This window comes from Scytonema sp. PRP1, assembly GCF_036697665.2.
Taxonomy (GTDB): domain Bacteria; phylum Cyanobacteriota; class Cyanobacteriia; order Cyanobacteriales; family Nostocaceae; genus Kalymmatonema; species Kalymmatonema gypsitolerans.
Genome location: NZ_JBAHYJ020000046.1, coordinates 1 through 18885 on the forward strand (window position 1 = coordinate 1; position 18885 = coordinate 18885).

Annotated in this window: 15 protein-coding genes and 1 pseudogene; 6 read left to right on the forward strand and 10 right to left on the reverse strand. The window is 45.4% G+C overall.

The window, feature by feature from the left end; translation table 11 throughout:
- From V5G28_RS08780 to V5G28_RS08800, 5 genes and pseudogenes are all read left to right on the forward strand, one after another.
- A pseudogene (locus tag V5G28_RS08780) lies at positions 1-949 on the forward strand (S-layer family protein); the annotation flags it as partial.
- A 520-nt stretch (positions 950-1469) separates the two neighbouring features.
- Entirely contained in the window at positions 1470-1709 is a 240-nt protein-coding gene (locus V5G28_RS08785) for a type II toxin-antitoxin system Phd/YefM family antitoxin (protein WP_073630354.1), read from the forward strand.
- Positions 1706-2023, forward strand: a complete 318-nt coding sequence (locus V5G28_RS08790) for a type II toxin-antitoxin system VapC family toxin (protein WP_332992967.1) — start codon at positions 1706-1708, stop codon at positions 2021-2023. The genes V5G28_RS08785 and V5G28_RS08790 overlap by 4 nt, the downstream gene beginning before the upstream one ends.
- An 8-nt stretch (positions 2024-2031) precedes the next feature.
- Positions 2032-2112 carry a hypothetical protein gene (locus V5G28_RS08795; RefSeq protein ID WP_332993383.1) on the forward strand — a complete coding sequence of 27 codons (81 nt, stop codon included), beginning with the start codon at positions 2032-2034 and terminating at the stop codon, positions 2110-2112.
- 429 nt (positions 2113-2541) lie between these two features.
- Positions 2542-3792: a tetratricopeptide repeat protein gene (locus V5G28_RS08800; protein WP_332992969.1), complete on the forward strand. Its 1251-nt coding sequence runs from the start codon at positions 2542-2544 to the stop codon at positions 3790-3792.
- Between the two features lie 106 nt (positions 3793-3898).
- On the opposite strand, the gene V5G28_RS08805 is transcribed toward V5G28_RS08800, so the two are convergent.
- From V5G28_RS08805 to V5G28_RS08825, 5 genes are all read right to left on the reverse strand, one after another.
- On the reverse strand, positions 3899-4723 hold the full coding sequence (locus tag V5G28_RS08805) for a phosphate/phosphite/phosphonate ABC transporter substrate-binding protein (protein ID WP_332992971.1): 825 nt from the start codon (positions 4721-4723) through the stop codon (positions 3899-3901).
- Positions 4690-4974, reverse strand: a complete 285-nt coding sequence (locus V5G28_RS08810) for a hypothetical protein (RefSeq protein ID WP_332992973.1) — start codon at positions 4972-4974, stop codon at positions 4690-4692. Before V5G28_RS08810 ends, V5G28_RS08805 begins: the two co-directional genes overlap by 34 nt.
- A gap of 273 nt (positions 4975-5247) precedes the next feature.
- Entirely contained in the window at positions 5248-5739 is a 492-nt protein-coding gene (locus V5G28_RS08815) for a hypothetical protein (protein WP_096564687.1), read from the reverse strand.
- A 99-nt stretch (positions 5740-5838) separates the two neighbouring features.
- The gene (locus tag V5G28_RS08820) at positions 5839-7989 is read right to left on the reverse strand and encodes a pentapeptide repeat-containing protein (RefSeq protein ID WP_332992976.1); all 2151 of its coding nucleotides are present in this window, start codon (positions 7987-7989) and stop codon (positions 5839-5841) included.
- Between the two features lie 56 nt (positions 7990-8045).
- Positions 8046-8387, reverse strand: coding sequence for a hypothetical protein (locus V5G28_RS08825; protein WP_096564685.1), 342 nt, complete (start codon positions 8385-8387; stop codon positions 8046-8048).
- Positions 8388-8886: 499 nt separating this feature from the next.
- Here V5G28_RS08825 and V5G28_RS08830 point away from each other — a divergent pair, with 499 nt between their 5' ends.
- Positions 8887-9330, forward strand: coding sequence for a hypothetical protein (locus V5G28_RS08830; RefSeq protein WP_096564684.1), 444 nt, complete (start codon positions 8887-8889; stop codon positions 9328-9330).
- A gap of 162 nt (positions 9331-9492) precedes the next feature.
- Here V5G28_RS08830 and V5G28_RS08835 read toward each other — a convergent pair whose 3' ends face one another.
- The 5 genes from V5G28_RS08835 to V5G28_RS08855 all read right to left on the reverse strand — a co-directional run bounded on the left by V5G28_RS08835 (position 9493) and on the right by V5G28_RS08855 (position 18719).
- On the reverse strand, positions 9493-11745 hold the full coding sequence (locus tag V5G28_RS08835; protein ID WP_332992981.1) for a diguanylate cyclase domain-containing protein: 2253 nt from the start codon (positions 11743-11745) through the stop codon (positions 9493-9495).
- 316 nt (positions 11746-12061) lie between these two features.
- A complete protein-coding gene (locus tag V5G28_RS08840) occupies positions 12062-14320 on the reverse strand; it encodes a TOMM precursor leader peptide-binding protein (RefSeq protein ID WP_332992983.1) in 2259 nt (752 codons plus the stop codon).
- A gap of 595 nt (positions 14321-14915) precedes the next feature.
- The gene (locus V5G28_RS08845; RefSeq protein ID WP_332992985.1) at positions 14916-15200 is read right to left on the reverse strand and encodes a Nif11-like leader peptide family natural product precursor; all 285 of its coding nucleotides are present in this window, start codon (positions 15198-15200) and stop codon (positions 14916-14918) included.
- A gap of 106 nt (positions 15201-15306) precedes the next feature.
- A complete protein-coding gene (locus V5G28_RS08850; RefSeq protein WP_332992988.1) occupies positions 15307-15462 on the reverse strand; it encodes a hypothetical protein in 156 nt (51 codons plus the stop codon).
- A gap of 2 nt (positions 15463-15464) precedes the next feature.
- Positions 15465-18719, reverse strand: coding sequence for a PAS domain S-box protein (locus V5G28_RS08855; RefSeq protein WP_332992990.1), 3255 nt, complete (start codon positions 18717-18719; stop codon positions 15465-15467).
- Between the last annotated feature and the right edge of the window lie 166 nt (positions 18720-18885).

The following is an 18885-nucleotide window of genomic DNA, read 5'->3' on the forward strand; positions in this document are numbered from 1 at the left end:
AGCTGCAGTAACTGTGAGCAGTGAAGTCCCAAAGGAATATGATATCTACCTTGGGGATGCACGCAATTTAGGGAAGGCAGGCGAACTTAATGTCACCGCTCGCTCTATACTTCTAGACAACCAAGGAAAACTGACATCTGAAACTGACACAGGTCAAGGCGGAAATATTAACCTACAAGTGCGGGACTTATTACAGCTGCGCCGCAACAGTCAAATATCCACCAATGCAGGCAAAGCACAGGGCTTTGGTGACGGCGGTAATATCACCATCAATGTTCCTAATGGCTTCATCGTCGCCAAACCCCAAGAAAACAGCGACATCACCGCCAATGCTTTCATGGGTTCTGGTGGCAGAGTTCAAATCAACGCTACTGGTATTTTTGGCATAGCACCGCGTAGTCGAGAAGACTTGGCGAGACAATTGAGAACTGACGACCCAACCAAACTAAATCCGCAAAACCTTTTTACAAACGACATTACCGCAATTTCTCAGACCAACCCGACTTTAGACGGAGTGGTAAATATCAATACACCAGAAGTTGAGATCAACCGTGGACTCATCAACTTGCCTGTGGAAGTTGAGGAACCGAGACTGGCACAACGCTGTGATGTAGCTCCACAAAATCAAAGCGAATTCATTATCACCGGACGCGGCGGCATACCATCCAACCCTAGGGAAATTCTTAGAAGCAACAATGTGCACGTAGATTGGGTGTCTTTGGATGGGGATGCAAATTATTCTTCTGGTGCTTCAAGCAGGGAAACGCAAGAGCGCAGAAGTAGAAATAATACACAAAATAACAAAAATATCAATACTGCACCAAATGAGATTGTGGAAGCACAGGGTTGGGTGGTTGATAGGAATGGTGATGTGATTTTAGTGGCTCAAGCACCCACTATGACACCTCATGGTCCGTGGTTCAATTCTGCATCTTGCAATGGTGGTTAGGAACACAAATTCATTGATATCCAATTTTTGGGTAAGGGCACAAGGTTTTGCCCATTGGTGTCTAAGGCAAGAACCTTATGATTCAATACGGTTCAGTTAAGGTTGATGTGTCAAAAATCACGTGTGTAGAGACGCGACGCCAGTCGCCTGCGGAGGGAAACCCTCCTGCAGCGCTGGCTCGCCATGGCGCGTCTCTACATTCTGTTCCTGATAACGGTTGTGGTCTTATCTGAACCGTATTGCCTTATAAAGGCACACAATTCTCGCTCTACCCCACCCCGGTTTTGTCTTGCGCCAAAACCGCCCCTCCCCTTAGCAAGGGGAGGGGATCAAGGGGTGGGGTCAAATCAACGTGATTGTTGACACGCATCGGCAAAGAACAACCCCTACGGAGGTTATGAATTTTACAAGTTATTTAATCCACATTCCTTAGTAAGCGGTTTCGGCGATCGCAGTTGTGAAACTTGCGCATCTCATCAAGAAATATTTAGACTAGTCTAACACCAGTCTAATAATAATTATGGAATCAGTAGGCTCATACGAAGCAAAGACGCACCTTCCAGCGCTCCTTGAACGAGTCGCTAAGGGAGAAGAGTTTGTGATTACAAAGCACGGAGTCCCCATTGCGCGACTTGTTCCCGTGGATCAAAACCAACAGCGTGACGTTCGCTCAGTGATTGAAGAGTTAAAGCAGTTCCGCAAAGGGCACACTTTGGGAGGACTCTCGGTACGAGAGATGATTAATGAGGGCAGACGATGAATTTTGTTCTTGACTGCTCAATAGCCATAGCATGGTGCTTTGAGGACGAAGCAACAGAATTTACCGACTCAGTACTTGAGGGGCTTGCCCAAGGAAGTGCAAAAGTGCCATCTATCTGGTTTCTGGAGGTTGCAAATCTCCTAGCGATAAGTGAACGAAGGGGACGAACCAATCAGGCAAAGATAACTCAATTCCTCCGACTGTTAAGCAGTCTTCCCATTACCGTTGATGCAAAAACTGCGGAGAAGGCATTTACTGACGTGCTTACCCTTCGCGAACCCATAAGCTTACCTCGTACGATGCAGCATATTTAGAGCTTGCGCTGCGTGAAGGATTAGCTCTTGCAACACTTGATGAAGAACTCAAAAGAGTTGCCAACAAGCTTGGTGTCACCACACTGTGATTAGAATTGGTGGTTGCTTGTCCTTGAAATAAATAAACCGCACTACGCCGAAGACGCATGCCCAAAGGGCTTTAGGCGCAGAAAACGCAGAGGAAGAGAGAACAAAGAGTTTTTTGCGTAAGTCTTGCATTGTTCTTGCCATTTGAAGATTGGCTGTGACATACTCAAAAAAAAGTACGGTTATTTGGTAGGATTAGTGTAATTAAACGTGAGTTCGATGACCTCTCCCACCCAACCTCCCTCTCCTACAAGGAGAGGGAGGAGCTATATAAAAATGGGATTTTTAAGCCTCTCCCCTACAAGGGGAGAGGTTTGGAGAGGGGTCAAATCAGGATACATCAAACTCATGTTAATTAAGAATCGACTCCAAAATTTCGTGCGTTAACGGGTGTTGAAAAAGAAAAGCCGATCTTGAACTAGGAATGAACAATGCTAAAAGACGCACAAGGACTTGAAGTTACAACAGACTCAAAAGAGACGATCGCAGCCATAGACTGTTTCATCGAACAAGCCCTCAGCTATGGTAAGGATGCTGAAGCTTGTATCTTACGAGGAATTGCCGCAGATCCAAGCTGTGCATTGATTCATGCCTATGCAGCTGCTCATTACCTCTGTCAAGAAAACGCTACAGCTTGGAAGCAAGCTACGCCCCATTTACAAACAGCTCAACGGTATTTAGCAAAGATCACAAAGCGAGAGCGGTTATACATACAAGCGATCGCCGCTTGGGCTTCTGGAGCAATTGACTGGGCGATCGCCCTACACGAGACTCTTGCTGAAGACTTTCCCACTGACTTGATCTCGGTTCAACAGGGACAGTATCACTACTTCTATTTGGGCGATAAAGAAAGATTGCTCAAAATTGCGGAAAAAGTTCTTGCTGCTAATCAGGAAAATCACTATCTGTACGGTATGCTGGCGTTTGGTTTGGAACAGTGCCATCGGCTGACACAAGCCGAAGCAATGGCTCGAATCGCAACGACTCTCAATCGTCATGATCCTTGGGCGCATCATGCTATTGCTCATGTAATGGAAACTCAAGGACGAGTGGATGAAGGCATTGCTTGGATGGAAACCCATGCTGACACTTGGCAAAACTGCAACTCTATGCTGTATACGCACAACTGGTGGCACGTGGCGTTGTACTACCTAGAACAAGGGGATGAACAAAAGGTGTTGACGCTGTACGATACTCATGTATGGGGACGCGCCGAGAAAGAATCTCCCAAAGACCAAGTGGGGGCGATCGCCCTACTGTTACGCTTGGAGTTGCGTGGTGTTAATGTCGGCGGACGTTGGCACGAGTTGAGTGCATATCTTTTTCCGCGCCTTCACGAACACGCATTGCCGTTTCAAGACTTGCATTATATCTATGCACTGGCAAGAGCAGGACGTAGCGAATGGTTGCTTGAAATGCAACTGAGTATGCACAAACACGCTACTACTGTCAATCCCTACTTACGGCAAAACTGGTTTCTTTTGGCAATTCCAGCGGCGAGAGGTCTGGTTGCTCATGCAAAAGGTGACTGGTTAGAGGCGATCGCTCAACTAAAACCTGTCTTGCCTCTATTACATAAGATTGGTGGAAGCCATGCTCAGCGAGCTTTGTTTGAACAAGTTTATTTAAATGCTTTGTTGCGAAGTGAAAAGCACAGTAGAGTTCATTGCACAATTGCTTGAGACCAATATAGTTTGTCTCTAGAACAGCTGTAGAGACGTAGCATGCTACGTCTCTACATAGGGCGGGTGAGGACAGTCATCAAGAATAGTGCAAGATATCCATAATTTACAATACCGATTCAGCCGACACCGCATTATAAATTTCCGCAAGTACACTGTAATCTTCCAACTTCACTGCTGCAAAACGCTGAACTCCCACTTGTTCCATCGCGGCTTGTAGTTCTGCATTTGGCTGAAGTAGAGCAAACTGAAGCTGCTTAATCACAGATGCACCCAGACGCTGGGATACGACCAAAGGCGGCATAGGACAAGGTCCAAGCACTTCCACAACTTGCAGATGAGCAGATATTTCCGGAAACTCGCGCAGTTCCTGCTCTAAGACAACACTGTCAATTGCTGCACAATCTACGAACCCGTCTGCCACCCACCGAATTGAACGCTGGTGAGAACCTGATTGTATTGCCTTGCTAAAAAAGTTTTTGGGATGTCCGCCTTGAATTAACCGATAGCGCAGCAAATTGTAGCCGCTGTTGGAACCTGGGTCATTGTAGCAGACTGTTTTAAGAGCCAAATCCTCAAAGTTTGCCAAGTTGCTGGTAGCATTCACAATCACATCTGAAAAGTAAATGGGACGGTTTTGATAGCGCGGTGCTTGCATCACTGGAGCAACCAACGCTTGCAACTGATGTGGGACAACTTGGCAATACCGAATCAAAGGTAATCCACAGATGAATACCAGATCCACTTGGTCTTTTAAGAGTACCGGGTCTTCTAATGGGTCGCATTCACCTTGATAAAGCTGTGTTTCAACTCCCAAGAGGCGACCCAAATAAGCCAAAATGGTTTCGTAGAAATTAAACCAGTTGGGAGCTAGGTAAGACACAGCCTTCATCTGAGTTAATCGAGTAACTTGCGGCTGGTGGGATGCCATTTGTCTCCTGCAACGCCTTGATGAATGGAAACTAACACTAGCTTGCGGCAAGCCCTATGAATACGCAAGAACACCAAACTGAGTAACGTCAGTAACCCAATCATCAAAACTGTTCCATAAGCCTTGCTGTACCACCAAAACCGCACAAGCAGTGCTGTACCCAGTTGTACAGGCTCCCATAAACGGGAAGTTACACTCTTTGAATCGTCGATACTGACAACCAAGGATGTTGCTCTATTCGCCATTGCCATTTTCATTACTGCTCCTTTAACACCCTACCTAAGCTACTCAATTTTGCAGTTAAACTACGGTAATTGGATAGATTTAGTGGTATTTGTAAGCAATATCTCATAGCTTGCTGAAAAAAGCAAGATCTCAGGCTAATGGCTACTGAAAAATGTATGTATTTTGAAAACTTTAAATACTTATAGCTAAAATTAGAACCCCTCAACCTCTGTTGCGGAGTTCACCCAAGACGACTTTTGTCCTACTTTTGTCCTCTACATTCTGAATATGTTGATGAATTAGAATCTCAAACCAACGCCACCTTGTAACGAGAAAGCGGTACCGCCGTCACGGACAGCGTCAAAGGCAATGATAGCGTTCCCAAAAATCACCGTATTGCTATTTGGAACAACGTAATCAACTCCTGGTTGCAGGGCAAAACCAATTTTATTGCCAACTGGGGAAGGTGTATCACCGCCAGCTAAAACAACGCCAGCTCCTATGTAGGCATCAGTTTGCCAGTTGATGGGGTAGTCGTAGGAAACTGTTGGCACAAGGGCGACATTTGAACCAATGAAAGCCTGAGCGCGGAAAGAAACGGGAACTTCAAGAAGCTTGTAGCGGGCAGCAATTACTCCTCCAACTCGCGCACCATCTGCAAAACCAACTGCTGGACCAACGCCGACATAGCTACCATATGCGACTTGAGCTTGTGCTGGTTGGGTAAATTGAGCAAAGCTAAAAACTGAACCAGCTAAAACAAGTGATACTAAGTACTGAAGACGCTTCATTTCCCCGCTCCTCACACAATGGCTGAGTTAATTGTAGATTTTATAGTTAATAGTACCTTCTGTTAGTCAGAAGTCATCATTTGCTCCTGCTCCCGATATCTACGGGCAACGAGGATGAATACCTCCTTGAGTACAAATGTAAGCGATTTGCCTGGGATCTAAATTTTTGACTTGAGTGAAATCCACTCCATCGACAACAGCAGATTTTGCCCCTATAGCTGGGATTTGGACAAATTGCTCTGCTTGGTCTTGTTTGCTAGGGGAAAGAATTGCTCCCTGAAAATCGGCTCCTGTGAGATTCGCGCCCCTTAAATCTGCAAGGCTCAAGTCGGCGTTTCGCAAGTTAGCATTTTCCATGTTCGCAGAGCGTAAAATAGCATTAGCAAGGCGAGTGGCGTTGAGGTTGGCATTGCTGAGATTGGCATGATCTAAATAAGCTCCTGTCAGGTCTGCTCCTTGCCAATCGGTTTTGGTTAAGTTGGCGAATGACAATTGCGTTCCTATTGCAATCACGCGACCTAGACGAGCAGCATACAAATCCGCGTCTTTCAACTGTGCATTGCTCAAGTCGGCTCCTGTCAGGCTGGTATTTTCCAGCACAGCACCTTCCAAATCGGCTCCCTCTAGCTGAGCGCTACTGAGGTTAGCACCAGTTAAGCGTGCGTTGGATAAGTTAGCTTTGTTGAGAATGGCGCGGCTCAAATCAGTACGAATCATCAAAACACGGCTGAGGTTAGCTTCAGTGAGATTTGCTTGCGTCATCCGTGCTTGGGTTAAATCAGCAATCCAATCGTCGTAAGTATCCCAGCGACCATCCTCGCCTCCTCCCCGGAAACGACTCCCTTTGAAACTGCCAAAGGATAGGTTTGCGGATTTGAACCTAATTCCCCATAAATCAGTTTTATCTAGTACCAAGTTGAACGAGCTTTGCTGTGAGCCGTTTTGACCTAAGTTGATATTGCTCAGATCTAAACCATTGGCTTGACCGTTGTAGACAGCCAAAATCTTATTCATCACACGCTGATTTGCTTGCAACTGCTTTTGTAGCACTTGTCGTGGTAAGGCTTTGCTGCCTCTTGCTGGGTCTAATTCGCCAGTCAGGTACTGATTCATGTGTTTTAAATCAGGCATGGCATTCGGTCCGATGCTAACCAAAGCTTGCTGAATCGTTTCAACTAAGATAGGGTTGGTTTCCTTAGACAGCAAGTTGACAAGGTATTGAGTTACCTGGGGGTCATTGAGAGTACCCATAGCCAAAATTGCTTTCTGGCGTTCGTCCTTTGTCGCTGTTGAGTTGGGAGTTAACTGTTTGATCAGTGTAAGAAACTGCTGGCTGTTGCGCTGCTCGATAGCACGTTGATTTTGCTGAGCTTGAATGTATATTTGAGTACCTACTAAAAGTGCTAAAACTGCACTCATGCTCAGGAGTGCAACTGCGGTCAGCGTTTGGTTTGGATTTTGTTGCGTCCACTGCCATACCTTGGAATGCTCCGAGCTTGGCTCTTCTGGAGTGAGCACAATGGATGCGATCGCCGCTTCTTCATCTGGTTCGCTCAACGGAGATTGATGCTTGGTATCTTTATGTGGCGATGTAAATGGTTTGGTGGCATCTATCGTATAAGTCCTTGCCAGCCTGTCGTGCAGTGCGCGGCGGTTTTGCTGCCAGGGGAAGCCAGTTGCTTCTAACACAAGCATAATTGTCGCCAAGCTGGTAAAACCACCTAAACTGGGAAACAAGAAGCTGTTGCGCCACAGAAAATAAGCGATCGCCGTCGGCAAACCCCAACGACCGAGTCCTTCTCGCACGAGAACGGCTTTGAAACCTGGCGGTTTACCAAGATCGTTGACAACTTTAATCCCAAACTGACGTTTCCCCAGTGTGCTTCCAGTTTTCGCTAGTAAATATAATTGCCAGCCCGAAACTGTCAGGGGTGCGAGCAAGGCGATTGTCCATAAAAAATTCGTGACTGATGCTACATTCCGGGTTCCGTAGCTGACAGGCAAAGCGAGTGGGCGGGCGATCGTTCGTTCGGTTTGTACTAACAAAGGGTTGAGCGGCGATCGATCCAAATCGCTTCTAGAGTTGGCATATGCACCGATACCAAAGGGCACTAATCCACTGGCAACCACCAGTGTGATTTCTACTGCCCAAGCGGCAATGCGCCTAGTTGCTAAAGGCAATGAGTTAGATTTTCCCGGTTCTTTAGCTTGACTAGATTGATTCGTTCTCCTCACACCTGGGGTTGCCATTGGATAATTCCCTTTAACTTTATTTCTACGCCACTCTCTGCACGTTTAAAAATAAACTATTGCTTTTTTTGAGAGTTATTAGATACCAAAAATTTGTATCCAAGGTACACTAATATTGCCAATAGTGCCAAACTGATCGCAGCAGCGACGAGTTTCAGGACTGCTTGCAGTATGGCAAACCCCAACAGCAAAGCTGCACTAGAAACTATAACCTTTTTCACGACTGACAGATTGTTGAACCAAGTCACAAATCGCACCAAGCGATGCTCCAAGCTTGCAAAACCAAACTCAGAGGACTTGACTCTTTTTTGTGACGGTGTGATCACATACGAGCTATTAATCTCTGCCTCTAGCTTTTCGAGGCGACGCTTTAAGTCTTCTTCTGGTTGAGGATTCATTTGTTTCTACCTTAGCTTAAACACTCTTATGAACAACGAACCAACAAAATCCCTTTGTTGATACTTTCTAGCGTGATTTTAGCGAATACCTTTGTTTGATAGACCGCTGTTGGTAGTTAGACAAGCTTTTTGTGTTAGCTTTGCCTAAAAAATTTATAAAGAACAACTCAGAACTCAGCTTTAGTTCTGTGCAAGTGGGTGATAATACTGCCCTGAAGACCTGGCTGCTTGTAGACGAAAGCAATACTAAAATTTTCTTCCTTGTTGAAACTCCATCCCTTTATAGGTGGAGTCATTCTGAGTTTTTAGCTGACATTCTGACTCCTTTTATTTTTTTTAATATTTAACCATATAGGAATTCATCTGCCCAAGAAAAATTTATAATATTTAGTTTGGAACAAAGACAATTTGTTATCGTCTTTTCACTTTAAGATATGTGTATCAATAATTGCTATAAAAAACAAACCAAGCATAACAATAAAACAATAATATGAAGAATATGAAGATGCGTACGCGATTTCAAGTTGTTCCCGCATCATTAGCGATCAGTTTGGTTCTGACCAATGCTCATTTAGTAGAGGCACAAGTTGTGCGAATTAATTCTAATTTGCAGAAAGATCCGCTGATTGTAAATGGTACATCTGGGGGAACACTCCAAAGCAACTGTGGCAACATTGCCCCTAAACCCAATCAAGTTATCCAGGTGACAGAATCACTGCCTTACCTACGATTAACAGTTGAAAGTGGTGGACAACCTACTTTATTAATTGATGGTCCAGGTGGACGCTTCTGTGTGCTAGCAGATAGCTACTCTGGAGGCAAGCCAGAAATTTCTGGTTATTGGCAGGCAGGAAACTACTCTTTATATGTAGGAGACTTATCCAAAGGACAGCATAACTATAGTCTATCAATTTCGCAACAAAAGACACCTAAAAATAAATAAACACTTATCAACCGGGCTTGATCAGCTAAAAGACATTAAAATAGCACCATGCTCGTAGGTCGCCCTCTGGCTAACGGTTGACACTCAACAGTTAACAGTGAACAGTCTACACAATAAAGCAATGCAACTTTTTTGTGGAACAGCTTATAAGTTATTTGTTGGTCAAAGTGTTTTGATGCAGTATCGATCGCGCCCCTGCTGCTTTGCTTGGTAAAGTGAGCGATCCGTTGCTGCAATTAAGGCTTGGGGCGAACTGTTGTCACTGGGAACAGTAGTGACAATGCCCATACTCACGGTGACGTAATCTGCTACATTAGAACCAATGTGGTCTAACTGAAGCTGGCGCACTTGGTTTTGAATAGTTATCGCCACATGAACCGCGCCTTTGTGATCAGTGTTAGGCAAAATTACGGCAAATTCTTCACCACCGTAACGTGTTACCAAATCTGCTGGGCGTTTAACGGAATGGTTGATTGCCTCAGCAATTTGCACTAAACATGCATCTCCCGCTGGATGACCATAAGTATCGTTATAGCGTTTGAAAAAATCAATATCGCACAAAATTAACGATAGCGGTTTTTGTTCGCGTGCTAATTGGTTCCACTGTTGCTGTATGTACTCATCAAAGCGGCGACGGTTGGCAACTTGAGTGAGCGCATCAATTTTCACAAGGCACTCTAAGTGTTCGTTTGCTTGTTGTAGTTTTTGGTAAAGTTCTGACTGCTGAATGGCGATCGCCAAATGATTTGAAATTTGGCGCAGTAAATCAACTTCTTCGCTTTCCCATTGACGGTAGTCATCACAAGCGTGAACAATGAGCAAACCCCATAATTTTCTTGCTGGAGATTTGAGGCTTGTTGTGGCAGTTCCTTGGTGTTGAATAATGGGGATAACAACCTTGGATTTAACGCCTAATTTCTGCATCAATTCCGTCAAACAGTTGCTCCACTCATCTTCGCTTGTATCAGGAATCACCCGCGACTGTCCGTGCCAGTAAAACTCATAACAATCGGATGGAAAACATTTGTCGCAGAAGCTAAGCCCTAGTGTTGGGGAGACAGAACGTACTGATTCTTGGATGACAACTCCCGAACCATCTGGATTGATCTGAAAAATTAACACTCGATCAACCTCAAGCATTTGACGCACTTTAGTCACTACTGTGGTGAGAATTTCATGCAAATCAAAAGATTTGTGAATTTGCTGGGCAACCTCACTCAGTAACCGTTCGCGCTGCATTTGCCTTTGCAAAGCTTGCTCAGTTCGTTTGCGTTCGCTGATATCTACAATCAAACCATCACAAATAATGTCTCCATTTGCCTGTCGGGAGGAGCGGTTAATGATTTGAATCCATTTGATCTGTCCAGAAGGAACTTGAATGCGTCCCTCCCACGTGTGAGGTTGCAGCGTTTGCAGCATCGTCTCAATCGCTGTGTGCAAAGAACTGGCATCATCAGGGTGGATAGCAGCCAGAATGAAATCTTTTCCCTGCTGGAAGGACTCTAGTGCCATTTCAAACAGTATTTGGAAGTAGCGACTGAGGTAGAGGCATTCAACTGAGCCATCCAGCCGATGCAGCACTTTATAAATGATGCCGGGAAGGTTTGCTGCTAGCCTCTGAAATCTGGCTTCGCTCTCCTGTAGCGCCGCTTGCATACGCTGAGTTTCTGTGGTGTCCCGAAAAACGATCACCCCACCTTGTACCTGACCAAAAGCGTCGCGAATTGGGGTCGCCACATCATCAATTAAGCGTTCTTTGCCCTGTTTTGTTCGCAACTGACATTGCTTGGGCAACTCAAAAGGGATACCCTCTTGCATGGCTAACAATACTGGATTTTCAATTGCTTGCCCCGTCTGTGCATTATATAGTTCAAGCACCTGATTGACTGGCTTGCCCATCGCTTCTGTTAAGAGCCAGCCTGTGAGAGCTTCCGCGACAGGGTTCATAAAGGTGATGCGACCTTCTTGATCAGTGGTTATTGTGCCATCGCCGATGCTGTTTAAGGTCGATGTTAGCCATTGCTGTGTTGCTTGTAATTGTTTTTCTAATTGACAACGATGCAAAGCTGTGGTAATTGTGGTATGAAGCTCGGCGCGTTTGAAGGGTTTAGTTAGATAGCCGTAGGGATCGGTGGCGATCGCCCGCTCTATGGTTTGATCATCGGTGTAAGCAGTCAGATAAACAACCGGGATTTTGAACTGATTGCGTATTCTGGCGGCTGCTTCAATACCATCAATTTCACCAGGCAGCCGTATATCCATAAGTACCAAATCTGGTTTGAGTGTTCCGGCAAGACCAACTGCCTTGTCACCAGAACCAATATTTGCTACCACGGTATACCCAAACTTCTCTAAAGCAGATTGAATATTCCAGGCAGCCACCCTCTCATCTTCAACTATCAAAATGCCTGCCATATATGGCTTTTGTTACAATGCCAGCCTGCGATTTTACATTTTATCTTATTTTCTCATCATAGATTTTTATATATATTTACAATTCATAATTCTTATGTGAAATCGAAGTTCGCCTACAAGGGAGGGGCTAAGAGCATTGGTGTCAACAATCACGTTCAAACCTTTATTCCACGTTGATTTGACCCCACCCCTTTATCCCCTCCCCGCAAGCGGGGAGGGGACGTGAAGCGCAGCTTTACCGGGGTGGGGTTCTTACGCTAAGAATAAGTATTTAACCGGGCTTGATAAGCTGAAAATCCTATAATTTGTATAGTGATTAACAAAACATGGGTATGGGATTTAACTCTTCTTCTTTGAGTGGTGCAGGTAACCAACCCAGTTTCACAGGAACGTCATAGAGTCTTCCAGGAGCAAATCTGGGCCAAAAGTGGCGCATTCCGGGGACAATCACCTTAACCACGTTCAACCCAATATCAGGGCGGGTTTGGTCAAGGATAAGGGTTTCCATACCGTGTTTGGCGACAATGTCCACACAGGTGAGAACGTCTTGCCGTAAATCATCGCTCCACAGGTAGGGATAATCTGCATAGACTTTTGCTGGGGTGTTCTGATCAGGGGCAAGATAAGGCTGGTTTTCTACAGTGACATTTTTCATCCAGTATTCCATGTCTGGGTCGTCAAACTGGACATCATTTGGTTGATTGAGAACGACCACATACATTTGGTTCAATTCAGTAACTGCCCGGAGGATAGCAATTTTGGGGTCAAAATGGGTACCAAAACCCATCAGAATTTCTTCTGCTGTTTGATCTAATGTTTTATCAATGCGTCGCGCGAGAGCAGCAAATGAGGGAATTCCTAGGTCGTTAGTAATATCTATGACCCAGAGGTGATAGTTTTGTGTGTTGTAATAGTCCCGCAAAGCTTGGAAATACGGCTCGTCAAAACTGTCTAAATCGACACCAGGTCTTTGCACGCGGTTGTACCACCACACCGCCACGCTGTCTCGTTCAACCAATTCCATAAACCCTTGTAAAATTGCCTCTTCCAAGGTATTGCCGGCAGCATTTCCGTTAGAATCTCCCTTGCAGAAGCAATGGTCATCTGGAAGAGGATAATCGTAATAACAGTAAGCTGTTGGCACATATTTAAACGTTTGGTTGGTGAGTGACCAAACGGGTGTCCACTCGATTTCTCGCTGTTGATCAAAGGGTTGAGGTATCCAAGCAAAATTGGTATGTTGTTGAGAGTTCAAGGTTTCCCGGTTTTGGTACTGGGTAGCACTGTACTGCATACAGTCATTGGGGTGAATTGCTACGGAACCCAATTCGGTATAAATCCTTTTGATACGGATTTCATCTCCGGTGAAAATACCAGAATAGCGCTCAATCGCTTCGCAAAAACCACTAGCTTTTGATTGTTGGTCAGTTTTCCCTTTACCAGCACTCTTGTGCCTTAAATTCAGGCGCAGTTCAGTTAAATTATCTAGTTTTCCTTCGCCATTCTTATGAATCGCAGTGTAAACTTGAATCAGGTCGTTGTTCCCAATCTCAACTTTAGGTAGAGCGCTAACGACTCCGGTAATCGGGCTGATGTGATAAGAATATTTTTTCAAAGTCTGCTCTGGGGATAAACTGCGATGTCCGCCATCAGCAGTGAATTGCTTCTTGTGGCTGTTGAGTACAATCGGCTTTGGTTTTTGAGAGTCCAAATCCACAGAAACACCACAGACTGGACATTGAGGACGCTTCACCAAAGTATGCTCTTGCAGTGATAATTTTGCTAAATCAAAGGTGAGTATCTTACCTTCTAATTGTGGATGCGTCCCCCGTGCGATCGCTTTTGCAATTTCCATCGCCGCCCAATTGACCCCAATTGCCAAACTACTGGGGAGAATTCCACGGGAGGTAGGAAAGGGTGTGGTAATTTTCTGTTGATGCTGTACCGCCGTTTCCACTTCCCGATTTCCCCGTAGGCGATGAGCAAGACATTCCCAACATCCAGTTTGGTTGGGAATAAACAACGGTCCGAGCCAAATTACACTACCAACAGGTTTCGCTAACAGCCAAGGTTTTTGATTGTCCAAAGCTTTTTTGTTAAATTCATCCAGATTCACTTGCAGGTAATCGTCGGTTAGGACAACTGTAAAATCCCCCGCTTGATCAACCTGGAGGTTTAGTACTTCCAAAGCAGAAACAAAAGAGTCACTCTCGACTGCACCGCAGGTAATAACAGAAACTTTAGTATTTTGTAGTTTGTGAACAGCGACTCTAGGGTGTATATCCAGCCCACTCCAAAATGCTGCTTCTGAATCGTTCAGAGTATAATCTGCTTCTGTCAAGTAGCCTTTGCTTTCTAAGTAGACTAATGCATGGTAGATTGCAAGAATAGATACTTCGGCTTTTAGCTGTTGCACTATTTCATCAACCGTATGGCGACCATCCAGTAACGGCGCTAGTTGCACGTAAAGGCGACCACGCAGAGCAAAATGTCCTTGCTCACTGAGTAGATAAACTGTTTCTGGTTCTACGACTTCAACGTGGAAATGGGGTTTAAACTGGGGTTTGTTATACATGATGATTGTTTGAAGACGCGCTGTTTGAAGCGTCTCTACATTGTTTTCCTGATAAGGGTTCTGGTCTCATCAGCAACCGTATTGGGGTATTACGGCGGATGAGTTAATTGGGTAGACAGGGGAGAGCGCTGTAGGGGCACAGATCTTTGCTCATGCGTGTCAACTTAAGTTAAAACCCTTCTAAAATCTCGTTTCCAGGTCGAAGCTGGAAATGCCCTTGAAGCGGCAGAGCCGCTCAATTGGGAGGCAGAGCCTCCCAAGGCTGCATTCCCAGCCTGAGGCTGGGAACGAGGCAACAGGGCAGAGTGCTGTAGGGGCACAGCAATGCTGTGCCCCTACCATGTGGTTTGTAGTTTATGCAACTGAGAAGCGCTGTAAGTACAAACCCACAGCAAAACCAGCCAGTTTATCTAACTGGGGAAGTTAATTAAGTCAGTGGCTGAAATGAAACATTGTATGCAATCTTTATTCGTAGTAAGCGCTTTAGCGCTCTAGACAAGCGGCTCAAGCGCTTACTACAAACTTGCGTTTCAAGTGTCAGTCTCAAAGACTGAAAATGTAATACATTGCTGGTAGCACACGCCACTACAGGCAATCAGCAGCAGGGTAAACACATAATACATAATGAAGAACATATAGCAGTGGGCTGCACAGTATTGAGATTTACTTCTTCATAAGTGTTCTTTCCATTCACAGCATCAAGCACTTCCTCAATAGTGAAATGATAGCCGCGCTCATCAGCCAGTTTGACAGATAGCTTTATCAAGCTTTCTGGACTAGTTGCGGCTTTGAGTTGCTCTTGCAGTAAATAGTCCCGCAATACTTCTTCGTAGAACAGTTCAAGGTCAGAATTTGTCTTGGTTAATGTTGCACTAGTCATATTTTTCTACAAAAAAAGGAAAATTAGTGTTAAAAATGTAGGACTAACACATTGACAAAAATTTTCTAAGATGTGGTTAAGTCTCTACTGATGCTCATTCGCGAAGTTAAGCTTGCAAGCTAACGTTGTTGTATTCTACCAGCACTTTAATTACCAAAAGAAACGATAGAACCCGCATTCCTTTTGTGCGATCGCTATCTCTGTAATGTGTCAGTACTGAACCCAAAATTCCCAATTTTTTGAGTCCTAGCAACGGATTCACGGTTACTTACTTTGAGGAAATCGAACTTTAAACCATGTTACCTCGCCCCGCTCTAGCTCAAGAGAGCCTGTGAGTTGTTCAACAAACATCATGACTAGCCTCAACCCCATTGAGGCGTTTTGCTCAAAGTCAAAATCGGGAGGAAGGCGATCGCCATCATTGCCCACTTTTAGCTCAATCCAGCCATCAGCTAGACAAGTCAAGAGGATGTAGATATGCCCAGAACTACCTTGTAGAAAGCCATGTTTCAGAGCGTTGGTCATTAACTCATTGAGCAGCAATCCGCAGGGAATAGCCTGGTCAAGACTAAGGAAAACCGGATCGCCTTCAAAATTGAGCATTACCTTGCTGGCAAGAGATTCGTAGTTTGCCAACAAATCACCTGTCAGTTGTTGAACGTAGCCGGCAAAATCGATTCCGGAAAAGTCGTTAGCCCGGTAGAGGTTTTCGTGCACCAGCGCCATTGAACTGACGCGATTGCAGCTATCCTCCAAAGCGCCTTTGGCTTGTGGATCGCTCAGGCGATCCATCTGAAGCTCAAGCAAACTGCAAATGACATACAGGTTGTTTTTGACCCGGTGGTGAATTTCTGCTAACAAAACTTCTTTTTCTTGCAGTGAGTCTCGCAGTCGGTCTTCGGCAAGTTTGCGATCGTTAATAACAATGTCTACTCCATCCACAATAATATCCCCGTTCTCATTCCTGAAATACCAGGCGTTGTCTTGAATCCAGGTCACCTTGCCTTCAGGTGAAATGAGGCGGAACTCGACGAGATACTCCTGTTCAAGGGTTTGTTTGGCAACTTCAATTGCGGCTGAAAACTTGTCGCGGTCGTCTGGGTGAACCATTGCCAATATCTTTTCTGGATCATTCATCATCTCATCGGGGTCGATTCCCATTAGGGTTCGATAGGCAGGGCTAGCATAGGGAATGGAGAACCTGCCATCTGCATGGAAGATGTTGCGATAGACTCCCCCCGGAATATTGGCAATGATGTTTGCCAAACGTTCTTGGCTTTCGCGCAGGGCAATTTCTGCTCGTTTGCGTTCTGTGATGTCTTCGGCAAACCCTAACAAAAACTGTGGATTTCCTTGCTCGTCGTAAATACCGACTTTTTTGGCGCGGACAATCTTTGTTTCCCCCTGCTTTGTGCAAATCATCCCTTCAAGGATTTCCACCGCCTCAGAGGTGGCTAACACTTCCCGGTCTTGAGCAGTGCAAAAATCTGCATGCTGTGTTGTGAATACCTCATAAGCAGTCTTACCTAAAACATCCTCTGCTGTGTAGCCCATCAACTCAGTACAGGCGGGGTTCCAAAGCACAAAGCGGAGATTGCTGACTTGTTTAGTGAAGACAGCAATGGGCAAATGATCTAAAACCGATTGCAGGAAATTACGAGTCTCCACGAGTTGCATTTCTGTCCGTTTGCGTTCCGTGATGTCAGTAATCAGAGCAAACCATCCCCTAACCTGAGATTGAGCATCAAATTCTGGGATGAGGATTCCAGAAATGTAGCGACTGCCACCCAATCGATAGGGTACTTCAGATTCATAGTATACCGTCTCCCCGGCAAGCACCCGCTCGTTATATTGCTGAATCGCACTATAGGCAGCTTCACCAACAAACTCCCTTAAAGTTCTACCGTAGATTTCATCCCGGTTGCACCCAAACCACGCTTCATAGGTCTTGTTGACAAACCGATAGCGTTGCTCTCGGTCGAGGTAGCAAATGCACACTGGTAGAGAATCGGTGATTAAGCGCAACTGTTCCTCACTCTGGCGCAGCGCTATCTCTGCTTGTTTGCGTTGGGTGATATCCATATAAACAGATGCAACCCCGTAACTCTCCAAGGGAATTGGGGCTGACGTCAAGCTGATCCAAGCAATTTCACCATCGGGCTTAAACACGCCCATTTCCACATCTCGAACAACCCGTTGCTCGGTTAGCGCTATCATACCGGCATATTCAGAATTAGGCTTCGGGCTACCGTCCGGGTCGATAACCTGCCACTCAGGACCGTTATACCACCGCTGACAATGTTCAATAGCAGAAACGCCAAAAATTTCCTCAGAAGCTGGGTTGACTTCAACCACCTTGCCTTTGGGGTCGGTAATAACAATGCCGATAGGTAGGATATCAAACAGGGTTTTGTACTTCTGTTGACTGGCGCGTAACTCTTCCTCCAAGCGTTGGCGTTCGCTAATTTCCCTGGTCAACTCGGCAGTTCGTTCTACCACCCGTTGCTCAAGTTCTTGGCTCAAAGCCTGATACTTTGCCTGACTCTGGCGCAATTCCTCCTCAGTTTGCTTAATTCGTGTAATATCTGTTGCCGTAGCGAGTACCTGCTGCGGAGAGCCATCAGCATTTCTGCTTAAAATTACATTATGGCTATACAGCCAAATCCACTCTCCACTAGCATGACGCATTCGATACTCAATTTCTACAACCTCCCCATCTTTGGCTTTTGCAAGTTGCTTGAAAACCTCAGCCACTTTGACCTTATCGTCAGGATGGATAAGGGTTTGCACAAATGCTGTTCCCCCAGCCTGAACAGTTTCAACAGAGTAACCCAGAACTTCACTCAGCTGCCGATTTGCATACACATTGCGTCGTTCACACAGATCATAGACATACAAAATTGCTGGCATCAACTCAGCAATCTGCTCAATAAATCGCTGCTTCTGTTGCAGTTTTGCCTCCATCTGATTGCGTTCGGCTTCAATGCGCTTGCGTTGAGTAATGTCTCGTAAAATCGACAGGTGACGATGGGGAACAAAGTTTGCTACGGCTGTGTTTTCCGTTTCCCGTACCGTGCCATCTGGACGTAGGACGCGAGATTCGCCCCTAACCCTTCCCTGTTCTAAAAACTGTTGCCACCCTTGAGAAAAATCAACACCAGGTTCTAGAAAGTCACCGACGCTTTTGGTCAAAATCTCTTCTCTGGACAACCCCAGCACTTCACAGGCGGCGGGATTGGCATCTACATAAAAGCCTGCATCATTAGCAATCAGTATGGCATCCAGGGCTTCATCAAATAACGCCTGTAGTTCGTATTCCCCACTCGAAAATCTTTCTTCGGAGGGTTGTTGTGTGGTATAATCCGCTATCAGTTTTTCGAGGCTAGTGTGCAGGGCGGCAAAAGTTTGGGAAATTTGCTCAGATTGCCTTTGGCTTTTTGGCAGTTCGCCGATTTGCTGCTGTAGCATGTTTAGGCGATCGCGAAACGACTCTATCTGCTTCAATTGCCTGACACTCATAAAACCTCCCGGTAAGTGTGGGAACCCATCGCATGGACGGCATCGGAGGAAACAGCAGCACAAGAGGAGCCGGCTTCGTAATTTCTGGCTTCCCCTCAAAACTTTCTGTCTCCAAGCAGTTTACACTCAAGAAATTTTAGTTAAATTTTGTTAAGATTGGACTCGA